20 protein-coding genes and 14 pseudogenes are annotated in these 24,894 nt (G+C 35.4%); 25 read left to right on the top strand and 9 right to left on the bottom strand.

What is annotated here, in order from left to right:
- Positions 1–20 precede the first annotated feature (20 nt).
- From ARADI_RS20550 to ARADI_RS02705, 6 genes and pseudogenes are all read left to right on the top strand, one after another.
- A complete protein-coding gene (locus ARADI_RS20550; protein WP_369406917.1) occupies positions 21–404 on the top strand; it encodes a Slp family lipoprotein in 384 nt (127 codons plus the stop codon).
- A gap of 72 nt (positions 405–476) precedes the next feature.
- On the top strand, positions 477–623 hold the full coding sequence (locus ARADI_RS20555; RefSeq protein WP_369406918.1) for a hypothetical protein: 147 nt from the start codon (positions 477–479) through the stop codon (positions 621–623).
- Positions 624–1,011: 388 nt separating this feature from the next.
- A pseudogene (locus ARADI_RS02690) lies at positions 1,012–2,622 on the top strand (AMP-binding protein).
- A gap of 75 nt (positions 2,623–2,697) precedes the next feature.
- Positions 2,698–3,816: pseudogene (gene rnd / locus ARADI_RS02695) on the top strand (ribonuclease D).
- Positions 3,817–4,057: 241 nt separating this feature from the next.
- Entirely contained in the window at positions 4,058–4,690 is a 633-nt protein-coding gene (locus tag ARADI_RS02700) for a filamentous hemagglutinin N-terminal domain-containing protein (protein WP_119711044.1), read from the top strand.
- A 148-nt stretch (positions 4,691–4,838) separates the two neighbouring features.
- Positions 4,839–5,195 (top strand): hypothetical protein, encoded by a 357-nt coding sequence (locus ARADI_RS02705; protein WP_119711045.1) that lies wholly within the window; start codon positions 4,839–4,841, stop codon positions 5,193–5,195.
- A 203-nt stretch (positions 5,196–5,398) separates the two neighbouring features.
- Here the strand turns inward: ARADI_RS02705 and minE are convergent.
- From minE to minC, 3 pseudogenes are all read right to left on the bottom strand, one after another.
- Positions 5,399–5,663, bottom strand: a pseudogene (gene minE / locus ARADI_RS02710) (cell division topological specificity factor MinE).
- 3 nt (positions 5,664–5,666) lie between these two features.
- Positions 5,667–6,394: pseudogene (minD, locus tag ARADI_RS02715) on the bottom strand (septum site-determining protein MinD).
- Between the two features lie 22 nt (positions 6,395–6,416).
- Positions 6,417–7,103 (bottom strand): annotated as a pseudogene (gene minC, locus ARADI_RS02720) (septum site-determining protein MinC).
- Positions 7,104–7,237: 134 nt separating this feature from the next.
- On the opposite strand from minC, the pseudogene ARADI_RS02725 reads away from it, so the two are divergent.
- The 6 genes and pseudogenes from ARADI_RS02725 (at position 7,238) to ARADI_RS02750 (ending at position 10,088) form a co-directional block, all read left to right on the top strand.
- Positions 7,238–7,527 (top strand): annotated as a pseudogene (locus tag ARADI_RS02725) (YcgL domain-containing protein).
- Positions 7,493–8,260 carry a lytic murein transglycosylase gene (locus ARADI_RS02730; RefSeq protein WP_238149079.1) on the top strand — a complete coding sequence of 256 codons (768 nt, stop codon included), beginning with the start codon at positions 7,493–7,495 and terminating at the stop codon, positions 8,258–8,260. The pseudogene ARADI_RS02725 and the gene ARADI_RS02730 overlap by 35 nt, the downstream one beginning before the upstream one ends.
- Before the next feature lie 32 nt (positions 8,261–8,292).
- Complete coding sequence (locus ARADI_RS02735; protein WP_119711046.1) at positions 8,293–8,952, top strand: fumarylacetoacetate hydrolase family protein; 660 nt, start codon at positions 8,293–8,295, stop codon at positions 8,950–8,952.
- A 19-nt stretch (positions 8,953–8,971) separates the two neighbouring features.
- The gene (locus ARADI_RS02740) at positions 8,972–9,403 is read left to right on the top strand and encodes a YcgN family cysteine cluster protein (RefSeq protein ID WP_119711047.1); all 432 of its coding nucleotides are present in this window, start codon (positions 8,972–8,974) and stop codon (positions 9,401–9,403) included.
- 13 nt (positions 9,404–9,416) lie between these two features.
- On the top strand, positions 9,417–9,872 hold the full coding sequence (locus tag ARADI_RS02745) for a GNAT family N-acetyltransferase (protein WP_119711048.1): 456 nt from the start codon (positions 9,417–9,419) through the stop codon (positions 9,870–9,872).
- A 57-nt stretch (positions 9,873–9,929) separates the two neighbouring features.
- A complete protein-coding gene (locus tag ARADI_RS02750; protein ID WP_182853041.1) occupies positions 9,930–10,088 on the top strand; it encodes a hypothetical protein in 159 nt (52 codons plus the stop codon).
- A gap of 63 nt (positions 10,089–10,151) precedes the next feature.
- Here the strand turns inward: ARADI_RS02750 and ARADI_RS02755 are convergent.
- Positions 10,152–10,853: pseudogene (locus tag ARADI_RS02755) on the bottom strand (NAD(P)-dependent oxidoreductase).
- Positions 10,854–11,120: 267 nt separating this feature from the next.
- Here ARADI_RS02755 and ARADI_RS02760 point away from each other — a divergent pair.
- The 11 genes and pseudogenes from ARADI_RS02760 to hrpA all read left to right on the top strand — a co-directional run.
- Positions 11,121–11,420, top strand: a complete 300-nt coding sequence (locus tag ARADI_RS02760) for a hypothetical protein (protein ID WP_119711049.1) — start codon at positions 11,121–11,123, stop codon at positions 11,418–11,420.
- A 36-nt stretch (positions 11,421–11,456) separates the two neighbouring features.
- Complete coding sequence (locus ARADI_RS02765; RefSeq protein ID WP_119711050.1) at positions 11,457–11,741, top strand: hypothetical protein; 285 nt, start codon at positions 11,457–11,459, stop codon at positions 11,739–11,741.
- Positions 11,742–11,815: 74 nt separating this feature from the next.
- Complete coding sequence (locus tag ARADI_RS19390; RefSeq protein WP_255420595.1) at positions 11,816–11,941, top strand: hypothetical protein; 126 nt, start codon at positions 11,816–11,818, stop codon at positions 11,939–11,941.
- Between the two features lie 75 nt (positions 11,942–12,016).
- A pseudogene (locus ARADI_RS02770) lies at positions 12,017–12,331 on the top strand (intermembrane phospholipid transport protein YdbH family protein); the annotation flags it as partial.
- Positions 12,332–12,389: 58 nt separating this feature from the next.
- A complete protein-coding gene (locus ARADI_RS02775) occupies positions 12,390–12,551 on the top strand; it encodes a hypothetical protein (RefSeq protein WP_182853042.1) in 162 nt (53 codons plus the stop codon).
- Positions 12,552–12,573: 22 nt separating this feature from the next.
- Entirely contained in the window at positions 12,574–13,149 is a 576-nt protein-coding gene (locus tag ARADI_RS02780) for an intermembrane phospholipid transport protein YdbH family protein (protein WP_119711052.1), read from the top strand.
- 1 nt (position 13,150) lies between these two features.
- Positions 13,151–13,543, top strand: a complete 393-nt coding sequence (locus ARADI_RS02785) for an intermembrane phospholipid transport protein YdbH family protein (RefSeq protein WP_119711053.1) — start codon at positions 13,151–13,153, stop codon at positions 13,541–13,543.
- A gap of 98 nt (positions 13,544–13,641) precedes the next feature.
- Entirely contained in the window at positions 13,642–13,836 is a 195-nt protein-coding gene (locus ARADI_RS02790) for a YnbE family lipoprotein (protein ID WP_119711054.1), read from the top strand.
- A gap of 8 nt (positions 13,837–13,844) precedes the next feature.
- Positions 13,845–14,072 carry a DUF1318 domain-containing protein gene (locus ARADI_RS02795; RefSeq protein ID WP_369406919.1) on the top strand — a complete coding sequence of 76 codons (228 nt, stop codon included), beginning with the start codon at positions 13,845–13,847 and terminating at the stop codon, positions 14,070–14,072.
- Positions 14,050–14,181, top strand: a complete 132-nt coding sequence (locus tag ARADI_RS20560) for a DUF1318 domain-containing protein (RefSeq protein WP_369406920.1) — start codon at positions 14,050–14,052, stop codon at positions 14,179–14,181. Before ARADI_RS02795 ends, ARADI_RS20560 begins: the two co-directional genes overlap by 23 nt.
- A 197-nt stretch (positions 14,182–14,378) precedes the next feature.
- Positions 14,379–15,744 (top strand): annotated as a pseudogene (gene hrpA, locus ARADI_RS02800) (ATP-dependent RNA helicase HrpA); the annotation flags it as partial.
- Positions 15,745–15,870: 126 nt separating this feature from the next.
- Here hrpA and ARADI_RS02805 read toward each other — a convergent pair.
- The 4 genes and pseudogenes from ARADI_RS02805 to ydgH form a co-directional block, all read right to left on the bottom strand.
- The gene (locus ARADI_RS02805; RefSeq protein WP_119711055.1) at positions 15,871–16,134 is read right to left on the bottom strand and encodes a fimbrial protein; all 264 of its coding nucleotides are present in this window, start codon (positions 16,132–16,134) and stop codon (positions 15,871–15,873) included.
- Positions 16,135–16,829: 695 nt separating this feature from the next.
- Positions 16,830–17,348, bottom strand: coding sequence for a fimbrial protein (locus tag ARADI_RS02810; RefSeq protein WP_119711056.1), 519 nt, complete (start codon positions 17,346–17,348; stop codon positions 16,830–16,832).
- A 521-nt stretch (positions 17,349–17,869) separates the two neighbouring features.
- Positions 17,870–19,214: pseudogene (locus ARADI_RS02815) on the bottom strand (basic amino acid/polyamine antiporter).
- Positions 19,215–19,559: 345 nt separating this feature from the next.
- Positions 19,560–20,487 (bottom strand): annotated as a pseudogene (gene ydgH, locus ARADI_RS02820) (DUF1471 family protein YdgH).
- A gap of 383 nt (positions 20,488–20,870) precedes the next feature.
- Here ydgH and pntA point away from each other — a divergent pair.
- A pseudogene (gene pntA, locus ARADI_RS02825) lies at positions 20,871–22,398 on the top strand (Re/Si-specific NAD(P)(+) transhydrogenase subunit alpha).
- 12 nt (positions 22,399–22,410) lie between these two features.
- Positions 22,411–23,800, top strand: a pseudogene (gene pntB, locus ARADI_RS02830) (Re/Si-specific NAD(P)(+) transhydrogenase subunit beta).
- A gap of 44 nt (positions 23,801–23,844) precedes the next feature.
- Here pntB and uspE read toward each other — a convergent pair.
- Positions 23,845–24,790 (bottom strand): annotated as a pseudogene (uspE, locus tag ARADI_RS02835) (universal stress protein UspE).
- Between the last annotated feature and the right edge of the window lie 104 nt (positions 24,791–24,894).

Below are 24,894 nucleotides of genomic sequence, written 5' to 3' on the forward strand. Positions count from 1 at the left end.
GCCGTTTTAAGGGGTGGTTTATGAAAATAAAGTTAAACTACCAGGCTGCCATAAAGGTTGCTCTGTTGGCTGGTGTTGCTTTATTAGCTGGATGTGTTTCAATTCCCGCGTCAATTAAGGGAACGACACAAACACCGGTTGAGAGTTTATCAGCAGTGCGCGAGGCCCCTGAGCTTTATATTGGTCAAGCAGGGCGCTCTGGCGGTAAGGTGATCTCTGTTTTAAACAACAATAACCAAACTCGTCTTGAAATAGCAGTGATGCCATTAAGTAAATATGACGCTGCACCAAGATTAAACACACCATCGGTAGGGCGTATCTATGCTTATATTGGCCATTTTTTGGAGCCATCAGATTTTAGCGGTCGCTATATTACTGTCGTCGGGACAATTACTGGCATTTGAAGAAGGAAAAATTGATTTAGTTTCTATCAGTATGTCAAGATTGCTGTATCAGGTTATCAACGTTGGAATCAAATGCAATCAGTTGTACTGCCACCTTCAGGTTGGGGATATGGATCGCCATGGTATCCAAACTATCCTAATTCGCCTTATTATTGGAATTGGGGCTCTTGGGGTTATCCTGTTGGTGAGGCTGAAATACGAACTTATTTAACCGAATAATTATTAGTTTTATCAATCAGTCAGGGTAAATATTTGCCATATTTACCCTGATTGGTTTTTATGCTGAGCAAATTTTGCGCTGCTAAAAGGTGCGGTTATGCGCTAATATGATAAAAAGCATTGTTTTTTCGATAAAAAGTCGATCGATATATAATTAATCTTATATATAATTATTACGCTAATTTTTATAGCTAACTGAAAATTAATCAAAATGTAGAAGCTGATAAATTAGCTTAGTTTAAACTTATTCAAGATTTGAAATTAAATAGTGATACATATCTCAGCATTAGTACAGAACGGTTCTCAAACTAGTATGCTGAGTTAGTATTTTGTTAACAAATTAATTTTTGTCAGTTACTTCACTTAGTTTCAAATCAGGAGTGTTACAGTGGAAAAAATCTGGCTAAAAAATTATCCATTTGATGTACCGGCAGAAATAGGACCGGTATCTGAAACATCATTAGCAGACTTACTAGAAAATACGGTTACTGAATATGCTGATTGTCCAGCTTTCATTAATATGAGTGAAATAATGACCTATCGTAAGTTGGAAGAACGTAGTCGAGCGTTTGCCGCCTATTTACACTATTTACAGAAAATGGCTTAGGCCTGCAAAAAGGCGCGCGTATTGCGCTGATGCTACCCAATTTATTACAGTATCCGGTTGCACTTTTTGGTATTTTACGTGCAAGTCGTTTTTAATACTCAAGTTAAACATGTCATTCTGACCCATTTAGGCGATCAACTGTCTCAGCCGAAGGGGACGATTGTTGATTTTGTTGTTAAATATATAAAACGTCTGGTACCTAAATATTATTTGCCACAAGCGCTCTCTTTTCGCCGTGTTATGCAATTAGGCTATCGTATGCAATATGTGAAACCTGATATTTCTGGCGAGGATTTGGCTTTTCTCCAGTATACCGACGGAACTACCGGCTCAGCGAAAAGTGCAATGCTTAGCCATTATAATATGTTGGCAAATGTTGAGCAGGGCAGAGCTACTTATCTGCCTGCTATGCAGTTAGATAAAGAAATTATTGTGACGGCGTTGCTGCTATATCATATTTTTGCCTTGATAGTAAATTGTTTGTTATTTGTTAAAATTAGCGGTACTAATTTACTGATCACTAATCCGCGGGATGTTGCCGCAACGGTTAAAGAACTTGCGCGTTATTCTTTTACTGGCATTACAGGTATTAATACATTATTTAATGCTTGGTTGCATAATGAAGAGTTTAGAAAACTTGATTTTTCCCATTTGAATGTTTCTATTGGCGGTGGTATGCCGGTACAAAAGACAGTAGCAGAAGAGTGGCAACAACTAACGGGCAAGTGTTTACTGGAAGGCTATGGTTTAACTGAGTGTTCGCCATTAGTGACGGTTAACCCATACAATTTAAGTAAATATAATTGTAATATTGGTTTGCCTATGCCTTCAACTGAAGTCAAGTTTATTGATAATAGTGGTAATGAAGTTCCAATTGGCCAGCCTGGTGAGATGTTGGTGCGTGGTCCTCAAGTCATGAAGGGTTATTAGCGCTCTCCTACTATGACCGACGAAGTGACGAAAAATGGTTGTTTAGCGACCGGTGATAGTGCCAAGATCGATGAAAAAGGCTTTATTAAAATTGTTGATCGCAAAAAAGATATGATTTTAGTTTCTGGTTTTAATGTTTACCCGAGTGAAATTGAAAAAGTTATCTCTAATCATCCTAAAGTCATTGAAAATGCAGCAATTGGTGTAGTAGATGAAAATACTGGTGAAGCGGTAAAAGTCTTTGTGGTATCTACTGATCCTGCTTTGACTGCTGAAGAATTAAAAATCTATTGCCGTCAATATTTGACTGCCTATAAAGTGCATAAGTTTTTTGAGTTTCGCTCTGAGTTACTTAAATCGAATGTAGGTAAAATTTTACGACGACAATTAAGAGAAGAAGAGCAGAAAAAATATCAGACAGCGACAGAAAATCATCAAGTAACACAAACATTAGATAGTTAATTTTGATAAACAGCATCGCTAAAATGGCGGCCAAGAGTGATTTTGTTAAAAATAAATCACAAAGAGAAAGACGTTTTGAATTATCAGTGGATTACCACAGATGCTCAACTTAAGAAAGTTTGTCAGACAGCAGCGAAGGCTAACAAAATAGCTTTAGATACAGAATTTGTACGAGTAAAAACTTATTATCCACAGTTTGGTCTTATTCAGCTATATGACGGTGAGCAGCTGTCATTAATTAATCCTATTGCCATTACTAATATGGAGCCGTTTAGAAATTTATTAACAGATGGCAAAGTGACTAAAATCTTGCATGCTGGTAGTGAAGATATAGAAGTATTTTTACATCATTTGGCTTGTGTTCCACAGCCGATGTTAGATACCCAGATTATGGCAGCATTTCTTGGTCATCCAATTTCTAGCGGGTTTGCAAGCTTAGTGAATGAATTTTAATAATTACGTTAGATAATAGTGAGTCACGAACAGACTGGCTTATTCGGCTGTTGAGTGATAAACAGTGTCAATATGTGGCCGCTGATGTATTTTTTTATTACCTTTGGTCGAAAAACTACTGTCGTTGATTAATAAATTAGGCTATTTACAGGCGGTAACCGATGAATGCCAGCGGATTTTGTTACGTCGACAAGAGATATTATCACCCGCAGATGCATATAAAAGTATTAAAAATAGTTGGCAATTACGGACTCAACAGCTTGCCTGTCTTAAACAATTAGCTGCCTGGCGTCTTAATCAGGCTCGACGGCGTGATTTAGCGGTCAATTTTATTGTTAGAGAAGAACATCTATGGAAAATAGCGCGTTATTTGCCTAATTCATTGACACAACTGTATACTCTTGGTTTAACTGGGCAGGAGATCCGCTGCCATGGTCAGGATGTGTTGCAAATTGTCGCAAACTGTTGTGATATTGAGGAAAATGCCTGTCCGCAGCCGCTTTACCATCTTATCAATCATCCCCAATATCGAGAGGCATTTAAGGCGGTTAAAACATTAACTAAACAAATTGGTGAACAAGCAGAGTTGAATTCAGAGTTATTAGCTTCTCGACGTCAGATTAATCAACTGCTAGCGTTCCATTGGGGGTTGAAAAAATCAGACTATAAGCCCGATTTGTTGGTTGGCGTGGGCAATTATTAAATGCTCCTTTAAAGCAATTATTGGAATTATATTGTTAGCTGATTTATTTTTAAAATGTCTTTTTTTGTTATCTTTTATTAATTGAACTAATTCATTGATTTGTAATAAATCTTTGAATTAGTTTATCTAAGGTATAGTGTAATTAATTTAAAATTGTATCTTTAGACATAAGATTAAAAATATCTTTTCTTTCTGTATTTCTCTTTCTATTAATTTAAATAAGTTATTTTTATAAAAAAATAAAAAATTTTATTTTATTCTGGTTATTAAGAGGCTAGAATGAAAACAACACTGATATTTATAATGGCGATAACAATAATGTTTAATAGTTATGCTGATGATCTCCATATTATAAAAGATAGGTTACCAACGGAAAATAGAAAATTAAAAAAGAATAATAAAGATAATGGCACATATATCATTATTGATGAAAATAATATAAAAAATTCTACTGCTAGTATCACTAAATATAAAAACTATAGTAAATTAAATAGGTTATTATCCGACTCTACTAATAGAAATAAACCAGTTATTAATATTAATCCTATTGATAATAAAGGAGTATCCCATATTTTTAACAAAATGGATATAGGCAAAAAAGGGATTTATATTAATAATAATATTGAGCTCAGTGCTAAATTGATTATTACTGAAATTGATCGCAATGAAAAAACTAGACTGTTGGGAGAATTAGCAATTCTAGGAACAAAAGCAGCTATTCTGATTGCTAATCAGCAGGGAATTAGTTGCATAAGCTGTTCATTTTCTGGCACTGATCGGGTAACTTTGCTGGCTGGCAAAATTAATCTTGGGTATATGAAAAAGTTGATAATATTAAATCAATCAATGAACAAGTCGATTAGTTTTTCCGGAAATATTAATTTTAATAATATTAAGATATTAAGATATTAAGATATTAAGATATTAAGATATTAAGATATTAAGATATTAAGATATTAAGATATTAAGATATTAAGATATTAAGATATTAAGGTATTAAGGTATTGAGGTATTGAGGTATTGAGGTATTGAGGTATTGAGGTATTGAGGTATTGAGGTATTGGTTTATAATAATATTATTAATGCTAACACGCAAATTAAAGCAGACAGAATAACTTATCGAACAGGTAATATGCCGTTTTTTATAGAGAATAATAATATTAATGATAAAAATGCTCATATCAATTTATCTTATTTTAAACCTTGGTTAGTTGATGATTTTGGTTATTCAAAATTTCAAATAAAACAAGGTAGTCAATTAAATGCTAATGAAATGAATGTTTATGTAACAGGCAGTTCATTTAGAAATGTTGCTGAGATAGATATTAATTCATTATTTTATTTTAATGTTTATAAAGTAAGAGATATTAAGGAAGTTATTAATCGAATAACAAAAAATTATCAATTTAATAATTAAATAAAAAGTGAGTACCAGATCTTAAAGTAAGCCAGGAAAAATTATTTTATTGTTAATAGGGGAAAATAATCACAGGCGACTTTGTAAATGGAAATGCTTTTACTAGTGAAATGATAAATAAAGGAAATGGGGTTGTTAAAATTAAGCAATGAAAACATTTATTTTTAAGTCATTATTGCAGTTGGTGTTAAAAATTAGCTATTTTATTTTTTTTCGTCCGTTTCAGGTAAAGTTACATTTAACTCTAAAACCGAGATATCATCATTTTTTTGTTCAAATTGTACTGTGAGCATTTCTGGATCAATTTGGACGTATTTACAAATGACCTTTAAAATATCACGTTTCATTGCGGGAGGTAAGCCGGCCCACAGTCATTACGGCGGCCGTTCGGCAACAATAATTTGTAGCCTTTCCTTGGTAATATTGGCCATTAATTTTTTTTGACAGGAAAAAATCTAATAAGGCCATATTTTACCCTCCAAACAAGCGCTTTAAGAAGCCTTTTTCTTCTTCAATAAAACGAATAGGGCGGTTTTTACCTAAAATTCGATCAACGCAGTCACTGTATGCTTTGCCTGCATCAGATTTGGCATCGAGAATAACAGGCTCTCCTTGGTTAGAGGAACATAAAACGGATTGATCTTCAGGGATCACACCAATCAGTGGGATACACAGAATTTCAAGTACGTCTTCCATACTTAGCATATCACCATGAGTGACACGACCTGGATTATAACGGGTAAGTAAAAGTTGCTCCTTGACGGGTTCTTCGCTACGTTCTGCACGGCGCGATTTAGAGCGATAATACCGAGTATGCGATCTGAATCACGTACAGAAGAGACTTCAGGGTTGGTGGTAATAATTGCTTCATCAGCGAAATAAAGTGCCATTAATGCACCGCTTTCGATACCTGCGGGTGAATCGCAGATAATGAATTCGAAATCTAATTTTTTCAGTCCATTTAGCACTTTTTCAACGCCTTCTCGTGTTAATGATCTTTATCACGTGTTTGTGAAGCAGGAAGTATATGAAGATTTTCAGTCCTTTTATCTTTATTAAATCGAGGTTACGTAGACCAATATCAAAATCGATCACAACGGTTTTTTTCTTCTTTGGGCCAGGCCGGTAGCGATGGCTGCACTGGAAGTAGTTTTGCCTACGCCACCTTTACCTGAGGTTACAACAATAATGCGTGCAATGAAGTCATTCCTGTAATAAGGTCTAAATGATATTATTAATCGTCAATTCATTATTTACCAAACAAAGTCTAGCTGCTTTCCCGATAAAATCTGCAGGAATTTGTTTACTTAACCAAAATTGTCCAGGAATAGAAACTAATTTCACTTATAAGTGTGTACAGTAAATTTGACAATCATTATCGCCAAATGCGCCAGCAAGTACTCTACCACGCATCATGCCATAAATATGTATATTGCCATCAGCAATCAATTGAGCACCAGCACTAACATTAGTGTTAACAATTAAATCACAATTAGCAGCATATATGCGTTGTCCTGAACGAACATGGGTATTAATAATACGCGTCTTGCCATGTTCAGTGGTAGCGATATCGGCAGTTTTTTTATTTTGTGTTTTTTTATTTTGACCTTCACTAAGTAAAGGTAGACCAATATTAGTGATAGCCTGGCGCAATTTAGTATTGTTACATCCACTAATATCAACTATCTTTAAACCTGTCAGGCTAATAATTTTATAGCAGGATAAAATAGTGTTTACATCTAATAGACCTGCAACATTGAAGACAACAGGGGCATTTCTCAAAAACTCAGGCGCTTGGTCAATTTTTTCCTGAATTGCTTTTTTAATAGCTTCAGGATCTTCATTATGAATATGAAGAACGGTGAGAGTGAAGCTACTGCCTTTTAGTTAGATTGGTGATTTTGCCATCTGCATTCGACTCAGCATGTTGAACTAACCCATAGTGGAATTTTGGACGATGATATAAGGAAATACAATATTATGTTATAGTTACTTAATTAGTCAGGCAAGTCAAAAATGTTAATAAAAAAGAGCTAAATTGAATGTTTTGTGTCATTTATTGTATTGCAAGGAAGGAACAAACTTATCTTTATGTAGAAAAAAAGACAATTTTTCACGCGTTCCCAAACCATTATTACAGCAATTTGGTACTCCCCGATTTGTCATGACTCTCAGTTTGACAAATCGAAAAAAATTAGCCAACGCTGATATTGATAGGGTTAAACGGGAGCTGATCGAGGTTGGTTATTATCTCCAGTTTCCGCCTCCGGTTGAAAATATAATGGAAGATTATCGCTATGAGACTCAAGCTTATTTATACAGTAATTGGTAGTTTCTTATTGATAGGTGATTTGCTAATCGCAATGCTGCCTAAAGTGATTTTCTTGATATCAGTACCGCAAGCAATAGCTGGGCAATTTAGTGAAATTTCTTTAAGTAAGGTATTTCCGCACAAAAAACGTAGTTTGGCGCAATTTCCAGCTTATGTTCAATATTTAAAGCAAATGGCAAGGCAACAAGGAATAAGCGAAGCAACGATCGCCCGGGCTTTTGCCAATATTTATTTTGTTCAGCGAATTGTGGCCGCAGATCGTAGGCAGCCGGAAAAGCGTGCTAACGTCAATTTAGAAAATTATTTACAAAAAGTTTTACCATCATCCCGTATTAGCATGGCAATACAGCAATATCATAATAATAAGCATCAACTGGATATGACCAGTAACCGGTTTGGTATTCCGGTGCAACATATTGTTACACTTTGGGGATTAGAGAGTAAATTTGGTGAAATTCAAGGACAAGAAGATGTGATTTTCGCCTTAGTCCCTTTGTCCTTTAAGGGCCGCCGAGAACTTTTTTTTAGTAAACAACTAATGGCCGCACTTAAAATTATGGATAAAGGCTATGTGTCGAAAAACCAGCGTTTAAAAGGCTCTTGGGCCGGTGTAATGGGACAAACTCAGTTTATGCCCACCTCTTATCTACATGCACTGGAATCGTTCTTACTATTTTTCATTATCTGTCTGTTTAATGGCCGACGGTATTGCTCAACAAATATAATAAATTGAGTATAAGCAACAATAAATAGGAGTAAAAGACTATGTATCAACACCATGATTGGCAAGGCGCTTTGCTGGATGTATCTGCTAATAAAGTGGTTTGTGTAGGCAGTAATTATGCCGAACATGTACAAGAAATGAACGCAAAGCAGCATAAAGAACCGGTCATTTTCATTAAGCCGGAAACGGCGCTTTGTGATATCACTCAACCTATTTTGTTGCCAAAAGGGCTAGGCACAGTACATCATGAAATAGAGTTAGCTGTTTTGATTGGCACGACGCTGAAACAGGAAAATGATCAAGAGAGAATTAAATCAGCAATTAAAGGGTTTGCCGTGGCACTTGATTTGACTTTACGTGATTTACATCAAACATTAAAAGCATCTGGCCAGCCATGGGAAAAATCCAAAGCTTTTGATGGTGCTTGCCCAATATCCGGATTTATCGCTGCTCATGAATTTGGTGACCCACAAAAAGCGAGCTTAAGTTTATTGGTTAATAACGAAATACGACAGAAAGGAAACCCCGCCGATATGCTGACAGCCATATTACCTTTGATCAGTTATATATCGCGTTTTTTTACTTTACGCCCTGGCGATGTTATTTTGACAGGCACACCCAAAGGTGTTGGCCCACTAAAAGTGAACGACAAACTTACCCTTCATTTAAACGATCGAATTTTAAAAACACTAGTTATCTAAAAGAGGATTTTTATTTTATATGTCTCAGTCTTTTTGGCAGCGCAAAACGTTAGAACAGATGACTGATGAAGAGTGGGAATCATTATGTGACGGTTGTGGGAAATGTTGTATGCATAAATTACTGGATGCAGATACCGATGAAATTTATTTCACCAACGTGGCATGTGATCAATTAGATCTTAAAATCTATCAGTGCAAAAACTATGTAGAAAGATTTCGTTATGAACCAGATTGTATCAAATTGACAAGGGATAATTTGACTACCTTCCGTTGGTTACCTAACACCTGTGCTTATCGTTTAATTGCTGAAGGAAAACCGCTGCCAGCTTGGCATCCACTAAAAACCGGTTCAAAATTAGCCATGCACCAAGCTAAAATATCCGTTCGGCATATTGCGGTTAGAGAAATTGAGGTGATGGATTGGGAAGATCATATTATTAATACCCTTTGATCCTAGAGAAAAAATGGAAAACCATTATTTAGAACAACATGTCAGATTAGCTAATGTTAATGATATTGCATCACTTTTTGCTATTCGAACCAGTGTAAAAGAAAATCACCTTTCCAAAAAACAACTCATTGATAAAAGAATTACACCTGACGCATTACGCGATATTTTGTTTGCGTCACCTTGTGCCTGGATTGCGGAAATAGCTGGCAATCCTATCGGTTTTTCTATGGCGGATATGGAACAAGGCGGTATTTTTGCTTTATTTGTTCGTCCTGAGTTTGCTGGGCAAGGTTTCGGCAAAATTTTATTAGCCAAAGCTGAAACGTTTCTTTTTCAACAATATAAAAAAATTTGGTTAACGACTGATGCTGCGAGTCGTCAGGCCTGCGGTTTTTATCAAAAACTGGGTTGGTTGCCGGTTGAAAATTTAAAAAATGGAGAAATACGACTGGAAAAGTTGATTAATTAATATTATTGACTTGATTATTTTATTAGTCATCTAAAATTGGTCAAAAATATCGTTGTGATGGCTAATTTCTCAAGTTACCTAAGAAACTCATTATCAATTATGGCGGTTATATTCAGTAATCGACAACTGCAAGTTACTTGGCTGTTAGCGGCAGTTGCTGGTAGTATTGCACTTTGGATCATTCATTGGTTAATTAGCAATAGTTTTGAGCCATAAGCGCTCTAAAGCACTCATGGCAATGAGCTGCTAGAAACCCTAGCAATAAATATTGTTTTAATGTTAAAGATTAACTTTCAATTTTATTATCACACGGGGCTCTCCTTGAGCAATCTGTTTAATATCTTGTAGAGTTGTTTCGCTAATATTATTGAGCGCTTATTCGGTTAAAAAAGCCTGGTGTCCAGTGAAAAGAACATTATGGCAGGCAGATAAGCGGCGAAAAACGTCATCTTGGATCACATCATTCGATTTATCTTCGAAAAATAACTCACCTTCATTTTCGTATACATCCATCCCTAAGGCGCTAACTTTTTGTTGTTTTAGTGCTTCGATTGCCGCATTAGAATCAATTAAGCCTCCACGGCTGGTATTGATCGCCATAACCGTATCTTTCATTTTATTGAAGGATTGTTCATTGAGTAAATGATGATACCGGTACCGATAATGCCAGCAGTACGATTATGGTACGCGTACAACTTGAATGCCCAATTTTTTTGCCGTAACTAAATCGACATTATTAAATCCGGTACAACGTAAAGCTAAAATTTTAACATCCAGCTTTACAAGCTCTTTAAGTACTGCGGGACTGGCATCATCATTAACAAATATACAAACCGCATCAGCACCTGCAGCATTTTTAGCAGTTTGCGGTGTGAGTGGAAAATCAAAGTACTCGATATCAAAATTAAAATGACCCTGTTTATTGATTTGATCGAAATGAATGCGGGCGTATTGTTTTATACTATAAGAAACGACTTTCATTGGAGGCTCCAATATAAAATGAGTATAACTTTTGCACCTATAGCGATAAATGTGCTTAGTGTTAATAGAATGGCACAAATAGAGAATTATATGAATCGATGGATAAAAATTTGTTGATAACATCGCTAACGTAGTTGTGTTGTAAATCTATTAATAAGATAGATCAATATTAAAGATCCATTATTATGGTTTTAATGAGGTTGATTAAAACAAACGAATAGTAGAGAGCCTAAATTAATAAAATATATTATTTTGCTATTCATAATCTTGTTTTTTATTGTTATCACCAGCTGGTTTTCAATCCCGCATTGGTTACCTAGAGTCAGTCAATTATGGCTACCCAAAGGTGCAACATTGTCAATGACATTACTGAAAATCACCGGCAAAGGGATTGCTGTAGCCGATATGAAAATCGCACTAGGCAACTGTGAATGGGTCAAGGTGGATCAATTAACTGTTTCTTCGGCAACTAAATGGCCAACAAAATGGATAATTCACGCTCAATCGTTAGTGAGTGACAATAATTGCTTATCCCAGTTAACAGACGATCAAGCTACACAATCTTAAATAGATATAAAACAGATCATAACCTCAATCCCGTCAATGGAATTAATAATTGAGCAACTTGTTTTACATCCCTGGCCATTTTTGGCTGGCAAACTTCAGTTACAAGTAAGTCAAAGTCATCACTTGCACATCGATTATCAAGGTGAAAATGTACAATTTGTGGCACGAACGACCACGGCAGATTATTTCAATATAGAGCATATGTTTCTTCGGCTGAATGAAGATACGGTTAATTTAACCTGTAATATCGCGTTACCATTGAGTTCGACATTAATTCCCCAACAAGGAAAAGTTGACGCGACTTTAACAACTAATCGCTAGCTAAACCGATAGTTGCGCAATTAAGTTGAGCAAATCGCTCAGGGACTTTACAGCTAACAGAATAACAGTCTCAAATGCCATTCCTCTTTCTGCCCTGGCAATTAGATGACCAGTATTTGACTATTAAGCAAGGAAAATGGCGTTGGCAAAATGGTGATCAGTTATTATCAGGAAAAATCAATCTTCGTCTGGCTAATTGACGTGATAATTTAGCTGATATGCGTAATTAGTGGCCGCGCTAATATGCTGATGACGGGTGGGGAAGCAAAGCTAATTTAGTGCTGACTGTTGAGCAGGGTAAATTAGATTGGCTAAATAGCCATATTCCATTTCAATTAATGGAACAGGTTAAAATTAATGATCTGATTATTGATATGCGAACCCCAACCCTGATTTCAGGTCCATTGTTCGCTCCGCGTATTACTTTTTTACCATCATCATTAATTAGAACGTATGGCAAGATAAATAAAACATTAACGCTTAATAAACTACGTCTGCCGTTAGCGGGCACTTATTTGACGGCACAAGGGGTAACAGGGCGTTTTCAGGCAATCGCTGTTACAACTGACAGCTATTGTGGGGTAAGGTAAAATTACGTTTTGATGGACAAGCCAATAATTTTAAACCAGACCAATGGCGATGGCGTTATTGGGGCCATGTACAATTACCCCCCCCTTTAATGCCAATTGGGATCTTAGCGGTGATGGTTACTGTATTAACTCTTTATTGGTGGTAAACAGATTGAATACCGGATTTGATAAAATTCAGTATGGGATGGTTAATATGTTTCATCCCCGTTTAACACTATGAAAACCCTTAAAATGGCAACGTGATGCTAAGCGAGCTTATTTTACGTACTAATCGAATACAGTTTGGTCAAGAGAGTTTTTTACCAGCAACCGCGATCACAGCTAAAGTAACTGGTCGCAATCCAGCCGATTTCCAATTATCGGTAGCACTATCAGCGCAACAAATAGGTCCAATTCCATTTTTTATCCGATGGGATGGTATTCGATTAAGAGGAAATGCACGTTGGCAAAATCAGAGTGTATTAGCATTTCAATCGTTGATCCCAGCAGATTTGGCTATCACCTTGCGAGAAGGTAATTTTTATGCTCAAACTGCATTTTCTGTGGCGCAAGGTCAAGGGGTGATGATTGCTGGTGGCCATTGGTCGGTTACTAATACTGGATTGTGGTTAAAAGATGGTAGTGTTGATGGGATTGATTTTATTTTACCCTGGCATTTACAAAATAGTCGCTGGCAGCTGGGGACCAAGTCACCGATCCAAATTAGGATCAAACAGGTAAAAAGTCTATTTGATATGCGCAATATAACGGCTGATCTTTATGGCTATTATCCAGCTAACGCACAATTCCCTTTAGTGTTACGGGCAGCTAAATGTTGATTTGTTAGGCGGTGCTGTTCGGTTAGCTAAATTATGTTGGCAGCAAATAGCGCCGGTCATACTCACTATTGATCGAATAGATTTAAGTCAATTATTAACTCGCCTTAGAACCACGACTCAGGTTGCGATGTCAGGAAAAATAAGTGGTCAATTACCTTTCTTCCTGAATAATCCGGATTGGATTGTGAAAGAAGGGTGGCTAGCAAACTCAGGCAATATTACCTTAAGATTAGGAAAAGAGTTAGTGGATTCTATCGGGGAAAATCATTTATCTGTTAGAGTTGCTATGGCCTGGTTACGTTATTTGGAAATAAATCGTAGCCAAACCGAAATTAGTCTGAGTAATCTGCGGGATATCACGCTGAATGCTCAAATATTAAATTATTGCCATTAAGAAAATATCTTTCAATTGTGGTGCAGTCTACAATTTGCTAATAATTTAGGCGATTGGTTAGAAAAAAATATTTCGCTAAAAAAAAGTGAAAATCAGTAATGAAAACGCAAATTTGGTATATGCTGATCTTATCAGCGACATTTTTATTAACAAGTTGTGTTCGGTTAGAAGTGGCAATACCGGATAAGCCAATAAATATTAATATGAATGTCAAAATTGAACATGAAATTAAGATTAAAGTTGATCGCAAGGTTGAGGGGTTACTAAAAAATAATAGTGATCTTTTTGGATAACAGATGACATGATGAAAAAATATATTTTATCTTTTTTATTGATATTGATGAGTGTCATTGTTAGTTTTTCTGCCTTAAGCTTGTCAATTAGTGAAGCCAAGCAGCGTGGGCTGGTCGGCGAAACCCTAACCGGTTATCTGGCAGCAGTGGCAAAAGATAATGCTGAAGTGAACCCATTTGTTAGCAGCATTAACCAGGCTCATGAACAAAAATATGCTGAAATTTGCGCAAAGTAATCAACTTAAGACTGAGCAAGTGGCCAAAATTGCCGGCCAAAAATTAATAGATGGGGCGAAAAAAGGTGAATATATATTAGGTATTAACGGTCGCTGGACACAAAAATAAGATACTATAGCACTCTATTATTTTGGCAAAAAAGAGTATGTGTCAGTGATATCGTGTTTTGATGGTCAACTCAGCAAACATGCCCCTTCAATAAGGTCTAGTTAAACGTGAACTCTGATTTAATAGCATTATATGCTGATATTGAAAAGCCATTATTGCGTGATCAATTGTTATTAAAAAAACGCTTAGCAGGGATAATGAAAAATCTCACCAATCGGTTATTGAATTAGTTAAAACGGATATTGCTGCCGGACAGAAAAAATTCCTCAGCGGCAAAGTTGCGCTTCCAGCAATTATTTATCCAGAAAATCTCCCTGTCATTGAGAAAAAACAGGCAATTTATCAGACGATCCGTGATCATCAAGTGGTCATTATTGCCGGCGCCGGTGAGACGGGGTCGGGCAAAACAACCCAGATACCAAAAATTTGTTTAGAACTTGGCCGAAGGATAAAAGGCTTAATTGGTCATACCCAACCTCGTAGGTTGGCTGCGCGCTCAGTTGCTAACAGGATCTCTCAGGAGCTTAATATCCCTTTAGGTAGTGCTGTTAGTTATAAAGTCCGTTTAATTAATGACAGATGGAATTTTATTAGTAGAATTACATAATGATAAATTATGACTGCAATATGACACAATAATTATTGATGAGGCGCATGAACGCAGCTTAAACAGTGATTTTATTCTGGGCTATTTACGCCAATTATTACCTAAACGCCCTGATTTAAAAGTTATTATCACCTCAGCGACACCATCGATCCCGCGCGTTTTTCCCAACATTTTGATCACGCGCCGATTGTTGAGGTATCAGGAAGAACTTATCCAGTAGAAGTTAGATATCGGCCAATTATTGGTGACAGCAACGATAGTCATCGCGATCAGCTTGATGGCATAATCGATGCGGTTGATGAATTAAGTCAACATACTATTGGCGATATTTTGATTTTTATGAGTGGTGAGCGTGAGATTCTGGAATACCGCCAAAGCACTAAATAAGCTTAACTTAAAACATACCGAAATATTGCCGCTTTTTGTTCGTTTATCTAACAGTGAACAGAACCGTATTTTTAATATCATCCAGGCAGAAACCTCATTGACTGTTCCTAGTATTAAATATGTGATTGATACCGGTTATGTGCGCATTAGTCGTTATAGTTATCACACAAAAGTACAGCGGTTGCCGATCGAACCAATCTAATCTCACAAGCTTCGGCTCAACAGCGTAAAGGGCGCTGTGGCCGCTTCTCTGCAGGGATCTGTATTCGTTTGTACTCGGAGAAGATTTTTTAGCTCGCCCTATGTATACCAATCCTGAAATTTTACGTACCAATCTGGCTTCGGTTATTTTGCAGATGATGGCGATTGGACTAGGTGATATTAATCAATTTCCTTTTATTGAAATGCCTGATAAACGTAATATTCAAGACGGCATTCGATTACTTGAAGAATTAAACGCTATTGCTAATAAAACCGCTACTGGTGGCGATTATCAACTGACAGAAATTGGTCGTCAGTTGGCACAATTGCCGCTCGATCCACGTTTGGTACATATGGTTTTAGAGGCGATCTGGCCTATTTAAATTTATGGGATTTTGTTAATCCGATAATCACATTAGCAAATGATAACGAAGAAAACATGGCCATGATTAATGATAATAAAAATTTTTTTATTGTTCCTACTATTTAGCTTATTAATAAGTTATGGTAAAGCTGACCGTTGAAGCGACTAATCCTGCTTCAACTTTATCTGCTGTAGCGACGTATTTTGCGATAAGTTCTAAATTGTGGGTATTATTGTTATTATCTGTAAGTATTTTTTCATTCATTTTGATAAGGTTATTTTTATTGTCATAAATGCCAATTGCGATACTTTTTGCATAATCATCACCAGTTTGATTGGCTATCAATCCATCATTTGTAAGACCATGTGTAGCGTCACGGAATATAACACTGATATTGTCTGTTGGTTAGCAATTGGATAGTGAAATATTGAAAGGTTTGCCTATAGATATATTATTTTTCTTTTGAAAATTATTATTGATAGTGTATCTAAGATAACTGTTTGATTTTTACTATTTGCGGTGACCTGGAAGGTAGAACCAGTAAGTTCTCCATGAAAAACGATCGAGCCATCATTACCATAAGCAGAAAATTGGCACAAAAAAACTACTGACAATGATAATGTCATAAATAATTTACGTATATTATTACTTATCCTTTATTTAATAAAAATATAACTCAACTAAATGATCTATATTATACGATTACAAAACTAATTAATTTTGTAAAAACATAACAAATTATTTTCAATCAGGGGAATATTAATGTTATTATTTAAAAAATAAATATTTTTAATAAATCACAAGTTTTATTTAATGATTAATGCTATTTTTCATAAAAAATATAGTTATAGAAAACAAAATGAAAATATAACTAGATAGAGTTACATTAAATTTTTATCATGAATTAATATTACATTTTTTATTTTCACTTTTAATATTATTTTTTTGAATTTAATTGACGTATTTATATTTTATAAAATGATGAAATATGCAAATGATAAAATAATCCTATTTTATGTAATAATTTTATTTAATTAAAAAATAAATGGCATAAAAAAAATAGCAAGTTTGCTATTTTTTCTGTTTTATTAGTTATATACTAATGTGAAATTTGCATTAGCTTCTACTTTTCCTGGTAAAAAAATATCTTCTGTTGCAACATATTTTGCAATAAATTTTAAGATGGCTATTTTATCGTTAATAGGATAAACGCCAGTTTTATGATTCAACGAAATATAACGTTCACTATTATTATATATTCCAATAGAAACACCTGTTGCATAACCATCTCCTTCTTTAATAGCGAGCAACTCATTATTTATTTCATCTTTAACACCATCGAATATGACAAAGACCTCTTGACTATTATTAGGGAAATTGTTAATTTCAATATTAAAAACAGTCGGTGAAGCTGTGTCATGTACTTTTTTAAAACTATTTGTTGCCACAGTGCCTAATGATACGGTTTGATCTTTAGTAAGTGCTCTAAACGTACAAGATGATTGAATAATTTCACCGGTGAATTTTATATTTCCATCTGATGCATGAGTAGTAAATTGGGTTAAATAAAAAATTGATAAAAAACTAGTCATTAATAAGTTACGCATAGTTTTAACCTTTTATTTTTTGAATAATAAATATCATTACTGTTTTCTTTTTAAGAATACTGTTATTTTTTAAGCAAGAGGTATTTTAGTAGAGAAATAATAATTATTTTTTCTTTAAGCTAAGTGAGATAAAGGATATAAGGTATTAAAAGAATATTAAAAACATTGAATTAAAAAACTAATTTCCTAATTATAAAATAATTTTTTTCTGTAGTTATTAAATAATAGTTATTTTATAAAATATGCAGGATAGATATTAATCTATTTTAATTTTACTAAAAAATTATCTTTTTAATACTATTTATAATAAATAGTCAATTTTGTTAGCTACTAATAGCGAGCCTAAGAAATCATGGTTTAATCTAAATTTATTTACAACATATTTTTATAGGCAATAAGTCAAAAAATCAGCACGCTAACTATCAAAATAGAACTTTTAAATTGAAAATTTACTATATAAATAGAAAAACCAACATAGTCACTTGATTGCAATTATGTTGGTTATAGTTAAATCTATTTAATTAAATATGAAGTAAATACCAAAATGCGGGGATAGAAGAGAAAATAATCATAATTATTGCACTTCTTTCTAATCGACTAAGTGATATTTTATTATTGTTTTGCTTTTGCGCATAGAGAAAGATAAATAAACCGGGCATGTAAAGGATAACAGACAACAGTAGATTTATTGTTCCTGAAGCATAAAGTAGCCATAAACCATATAAACTAGTTACTGTACCAATAATAAGTAATCCTTTGCTAGCGCGCTCAAGAGAGATTTTGATTAAGAAAGCACCCACTAAAAAATAAGGCACTAAAATCATTTCTGAGGCTATCGTTAATAACATATTATAGTTGCTACCACTCAACCAAATTAATATTAACGCTAATTGTACAGCGCCGTTTGTAAGCCAAAGAGATGAAGAGAGGGCATTATTTTTATTTTGATATTTAAATATTTTAGGAAATGAACCATGTAGCGAAGCGATATAAGGAATTTCTGTCGCCATTATTGTCCAGCTTAAATATGCACCGCAAACAGAGACAATCAAACCAGCTGCAATAATAATCTCGCCATAATTTCCCATCATATGGATCATAAGTGATGCCATTGAGGGATTTTTCATTGCAGCAATTTCTTCTCTGGGAACGATGCCTAAGGAGAGCAAGGTAACTAATATATAAATACTTAAGGCTGAGATTACGGCAAGTAACGTCGCTAAACCAACATCTTTACGTCTTTGAGCGCGTGCTGAAACAACCACAGCTCCTTCGATACCAATAAATACCCATAACGTAATTAGCATTGTATTTTTAACTTGTTGCCAAATTGGTATGCCCATTTCAGCACCCCTAAAATCAAATTTAAAGATATCTATCTTAAACGCAAAAATAGCAAGGATGACAAACAGGCTAAGGGGAATTAATTTAGCTAAAGTTGCTAATTTATTGATACCGGCGGCAGTCTGCGTACCTCTTAATACTAACCAATGAATGATCCATAGTAAGATAGACTCACCGATCAAAGATTGCCAAGTATTACCATCACCAAAAATGACATTACCTGAACGATCAGTAAAAAAAACTCAGGGCTGCAAAGACGATCACCAAATAGGAAACATTAGCGATAACAGCACATAGCCAATAGCCCCAGGCTGAACAAAAACCAACTAGTTCACCAAAACCTTCTTTAGCGTATGTATAAATTCCTCCATCTAGATCAGGTCTAATACGTGAAAGTAATAGCAAAGATATGGCAAGAAATAAAATACCAATACCTGTGATACTCCAGCCTATCATAAGTGCTAGGGGGCTAGCGACTTCAGCCATATTTTGCGGCAGACTAACTACACCAGCTCCAACCATTGAACTTAATACTAATGCGGTTAAAGCCGTCAAATTTAATTTTTTATTGTTCAAAGAAAATATCCTAAAATCTATTTGCCATAATTTGGTTTATGCCATTAATAACAACTTGTTTAGATAGTAAAAAACCAAACTGACTTTAATTAGATAGAAAGAGAAAATTTAGCAGAATTTTACGGTTATGGAACATGATATGCAATCGTTGAATATGCATAAAAAAGAAAAAAATATTCGTTTTGTTTATTCAGTTATTTATTATTTTATCTATTACTGAAAAGAAAAATAGACAATTGAGTCCGTTAAATACTTATTTCCCTAACTATAAGATAATATTTTGATTTTTTATTATTTATAGAGATCTGTACTAATAGTAACGCTACCGCCATTAGCTTGCCATTCACGTGTGATATGAAAATATTTTGCCCCTTTTTTCTCTGTACGTTTAGCAATTTGATATCTTATCTCTGGAGTGGAAGTATAGAAACCGGAGAAAGTAATTGAATCGAAAGGAACCATTTGCGCAGCTGCTGCTTTATTTACTTCTTCAATATGATATCCACCTGTAGCTAACATTGACGTTTCACAAAAGCGGCCTACGGTTTCCTTTGGCGCTGAAGATGAAGCCACACCAGGTATTTTAACTTTTTTAGCTTCCTCGCCTCTTTTAGTTAATAAAGCTTTACCCGTTTCTGTATCGGCAGGTACTACGGCATTATCATTTTGCACTATTCGTTTTGGTGTATCTGCGGCATAAATATAAGCAGTAGCAAGTATGTTACCGCCATCATTTAAAGCAACATTGCGGACGACATAAAAATAAAGCAGCACCTTTTTGCTTGGCTTTTTTAGCTAGTGCCTCATTAAGCGCGGCTTCAGAGCTATATAAACCACTGACAGTAACAGTATCAAACGGCAATAATCTTACTGCTTCTGTTTTCGGCAATTCTTTAATGCCAGCAAAGATGCGATAGGGGAGATTGGTTACTTTTGCAGCATCTTTATGATACAAATCAGCAACTACTTGTAAATTACCACTATCGCCTACATCATCTAGGCTTTGAATATAGTAAGAGTAGGCGCCTTCTTTATCTGCTCGACGAGAAACTGCATCGGATGCTTCATAGATGGCATTAAAGCGGCCTGTGACAGCGATCCTTTGATAAGGCTTTAATTCTTGAGCTTGTTCCGGTGTTAATTCTACAGCGGCTTGCACAGTTATTATACTGCTTAGTGAAAGTACCGTAGTTGTGATGGCCGTTATTTTCAGCTTCATACAAAATCCTTCCGCATTACACAATTTACTATCAAAATGCTGAATTAATAGTCGTATCATACAGATAATAATTATTACATGTAATAACTGCAATTGTCCCATTGTTTTCTTATGAAACTATTAATTTAGTTGAATACTCACTACTTTTGCTAATTATTTTTATAAATTAATATCAAGTCTTAAGCTATTTGACTAATATCATTTTTTGACAAAAAAATTTAATTTAATGTCGTGGAAATCCGATAGATTATGGTTCATGATTACTGTTTTCAGTAGGTTTCAATAATGTTTTTTCACTCAATATGACAAATATATATAATATAATTAGTTATGTTTAACAGGGAATAAACATCAAGCAATTTTGAACTAGATAAGGGATCATTATGCATATTGGTGTACCAAAAGAAAGAATTACCAATGAAACACGTATTGCAGCAACACCATCAACAATAAAGCAGCTAATAAAATTAGGTTTTTCTGTCATCGTTGAGCGAGAAGCTCCGGCCAGCTTGCTAGTTTTGAAGATACTGCTTTCGAGCAAGCAGGTGCTGAAATTGTTGAGCAACAATCTGTATGGAATGCAGATATTATTTTAAAGTTAATGCGCCGCTAGAAGCTGAAATTGCCCTTATTAAAGAAGGTGCAATATTAATTTGCTTTATTTTTTGGCCGGCACAACAGCCAGATTTAATGCAAAAATTATCAGCTCATAAAATCACTGTATTAGCAATGGATTCAGTGCCACGTATCTCCAGGGCTCAGTCACTTGATGCTTTAAGCTCTATGGCTAATGTTGCAGGTTATCAGGCGGTGGTAGAAGCAGCTTATCAATTTGGACGTTTTTTTACTGGCCAAATTACTGCCGCCAGCTAAAGTCATGGTTATTGGCGCGCAGGGGTTGCTGGTTTAGCAGCGATAGGCGCAGCGGGTAGTCTAGGGTCTATTGTGCGGGCATTTGATACCAGGTCAGAAGTAAAAGAACAAGTACAAAGCATGGGTGCTGAGTATCTTGAATTGGACTTTAAATAGGATTAGGCACGCAGTGATGGTTATGCTAAAGAGATTGTATGAGGCTTTTATTCAATCGGAAATGGCTTTATTTGCTAAGCAAGCAAAAGAAGTGGATATTATTATTACCACTGCATTGATATCAGGAAAACCTGCACCAAAATTGATTACTAAAAAGATGGTTGACTCGATGAAGCCTGGTAGTGTAATAGTTGATTTAGCAGCTAAGTCGGGCGGTAATTGTAAGTTAACCGAGGCAGATAAACTGATTGTTACTGATCATGAGGTTAAAATTATTGGCTATACCGATTTACCTAGCCGTTTACCGACACAATCTTCACAACTTTATGCGACTAATATTGTTAATTTAATTAAGTTGCTTTGTAAAGAAAACAATCGGCAACTAACTATTGATTTTGATGATATTGTTGTACGCGCAGTCACTGTTATTAAAGAATGTGAAATTACCTGGCCGTCTCCTCCTGTTCCTGTATCTCAACAACCACAAACAAGAAATCAACTGATAAAATATGAAGAAAAACCAGCAGCAAAAAAAATCTCTCTTTGGTTAAAATATATTTCTCGGTTGTTGGCAATTATACTTTTGGTAGTTTTGCGCTTATAGCGCCTAAAGACTTCCTTTCTCACTTTACAGTATTTGCGCTTGCGCGTGTTGTTGGCTACTACGTAGTATGGAACGTCAGCCATTCACTTCATACACCTCTTATATCAGTAACCAATGTGATTTCCGGTATTATTGTGGTGGGCGCATTGCTGAAAATTGGTAGTGGAGGTTGGGTCACTTTCTTCTCATTTATTGCAGTACTTATAGCTAGTATCAATATTTTGGGTGGATTTACAGTCACGCGACGTATGCTGAAAATGTTTCGTAGTAAAGGATAAGGAGTTAAAATGATGTCGAGTGGAATGGTAACAGCGGCATATATCGTCGTGGCGGCCATCTTATTTATTTTCAGCCAGGCAGTTTTGTCTCGTCACGAAAGTTCTAAGCGGGGTAATATATTAGGTATTACCGGAATGGCAATCGCTTTAATTGCAACAATCTTAGGTCCCGATGCGCATAATATTGGCTGGATTATTATTGCAATGGTTATTGGTGGACTTATTGGGGTACGTTTAGCAAATAAAGTCGCCATGACTGAGATGCCAAAATTGGTTGCTATTTTGCATAGGTTTGTCGGTCTTGCTGCTGTTTTAGTTGGTTTTAATAGCTTTATTACTCACGATGTATTCTCAGATAGGATCATGGAGAATATTCATCTAACAGAAATTTTCCTGGGTATTTTTATTGGGGCGGTAACATTTACTGGTTCAATTGTTGCTTATGGTAAATTATGCGGCAAAATAGCTTTTAAACCCTTAATGCTTCCTAATCGCCATAAACTTAATTTATTGGCGTTATTAATTTCATTTATTTTGCTACTTATTTTCGTAAAAACGACAACCACTGGTTTGCAAGTATTTGTCTTATTAATGATGACCATCATTGCTTTAGCATTTGGCTGGCACCTAGTCTCCTCAATTGGTGGTGCAGATATGCCGGTTGTGGTATCAATGCTAAACTCTTATTCAGGGTGAGCCGCTGCGGCAGGCTTTATCTTAAGTAACTGACTTGCTGATTGTTACTGGCGTGCTAGTAGGTTCTTCAGGTGCAATTTTATCTTATATTATGTGTAAAGCCATGAATCGCTCATTTATTAGTGTTATAGCCGGCGGGTTTGGCACTGACGGGATATTAGTCGATGATGAACATAGCCTGGGAAATTATCGGGAAACTACAGCAGATGAAGTAGCTGAGCTGTTAAAAAATTCCCATTCGGTGATTATTGCCCCCTGTTATGGTATGGCGGTGGCTCAAGCACAATACCCGATTCAAGATATTACGGCAAAATTACGCGAAAAGGGGATTAAAGTTCGCTTTGTGATCCATCCTGTTGCTGGACGTTTGCCTGTTCATATGAATGTATTATTAGCTGAAGCGAAAGTACCTTACGACATCGTGTTGGAGCTTGATGAAATAAATAATGATTTTGCTAGTACAAACACGGTATTAGTGATCCTGGCAAATGATACTGTTAACCCAGCCGCACAAGATGATCCCAATAGCCGAATAGCGGGAATGCCAGTCCTGGAGGTTTAGAAAGCGCAAAATATTATTGTATTTAAACGCTCAATGAATACCGGTTATGCAGGCGTTCAGAATCCGTTATTTTTTAAGAAAAATACCCATATGCTATTCGGTGATGCCAAAGTTAGCGTAGAAGCTATTTTGCGCGCTTTATAAGTTTTTTAATAATAATGGCCCTATTTGAATGGGCCATTAGGTTGTTAATCATTTGCTGGATTTATTGGACAGACAAAACCATCCGGTTTAATGGCCAATAAATCACATTTTAACTTATCAATGATCTTCAGCAGTATTGCCTAAAAACGCCGCTGAAATACCGATTCTACCTAAAATACCTAATACAACAATACCTGCATGTAATTCGTCACAGGTTTCAGGGATTTTTTTCTCAGCGGATCCTTCAACAACATGGGTATATTTTTCATCAATGGCAAATCTTTGCCTTAATTTTTTCATTGCAACAAGATGCTGTGCCCGTAGAGCCTGATTATAGATATTTGGATCAAAATCTGGTAATTTAATAGCGATATTTATTGGCGCGACTCAGGGTAGGTACTAACGAGATCAATATGTGGATTTTTAACAATCTGATGACTGATATTTTCCGTTTCCTTGATTAGTTTAATATTAAGTTTATCGTGATAGGATTCTTCATTAGATAAATTAACTGCAACAACAATAGCGCCATCATTAGGCTATACTTTATCTTTTACCATCCAGACTGGACAAGGGCATTTACGAAGTAGATGCCTATCAAGGGAAGTGAATATCATGGCATTAAAACGGTCATTTTGATGCGCCATTTTTAATAATAAATCATGTTTGTCAGCAATAACTTCTTGAATAATCGCTTCATATGGTTTGTTATGCCATATTACTTTACAATATCAATACCGGCTTCTAAATAGTAGTGTGCTTGCTGTTTTATCCATACTTTTCGCTGACTAATAACACCTTTGCGCATAGCATTGCGTTCTTCAGGGGATAATAAGGTTGTCATGTCATAGAGAGATCATAGATAGGTAAGAAAGCCTTAATGCGTCCACCATTGGGTGTTGTACTATATATAATGACAGCACGTCAAAGTGCGGGTTGGTCATCCTGATTTGGATCGATAGCAACTAACAGATTACGGTAATTAGCCATAATGGTTCCTCTTAGAGGCTAGGCAACATTTATATCATTAAAGATAAACCAATATGGGTTGGGATAATAGATAGGAGCATAGCCAAATCACAAAAAAATAATAT

It is taken from the genome of Arsenophonus endosymbiont of Aleurodicus floccissimus (assembly GCF_900343025.1).
In the GTDB taxonomy this organism is placed as follows: domain Bacteria; phylum Pseudomonadota; class Gammaproteobacteria; order Enterobacterales; family Enterobacteriaceae; genus Arsenophonus.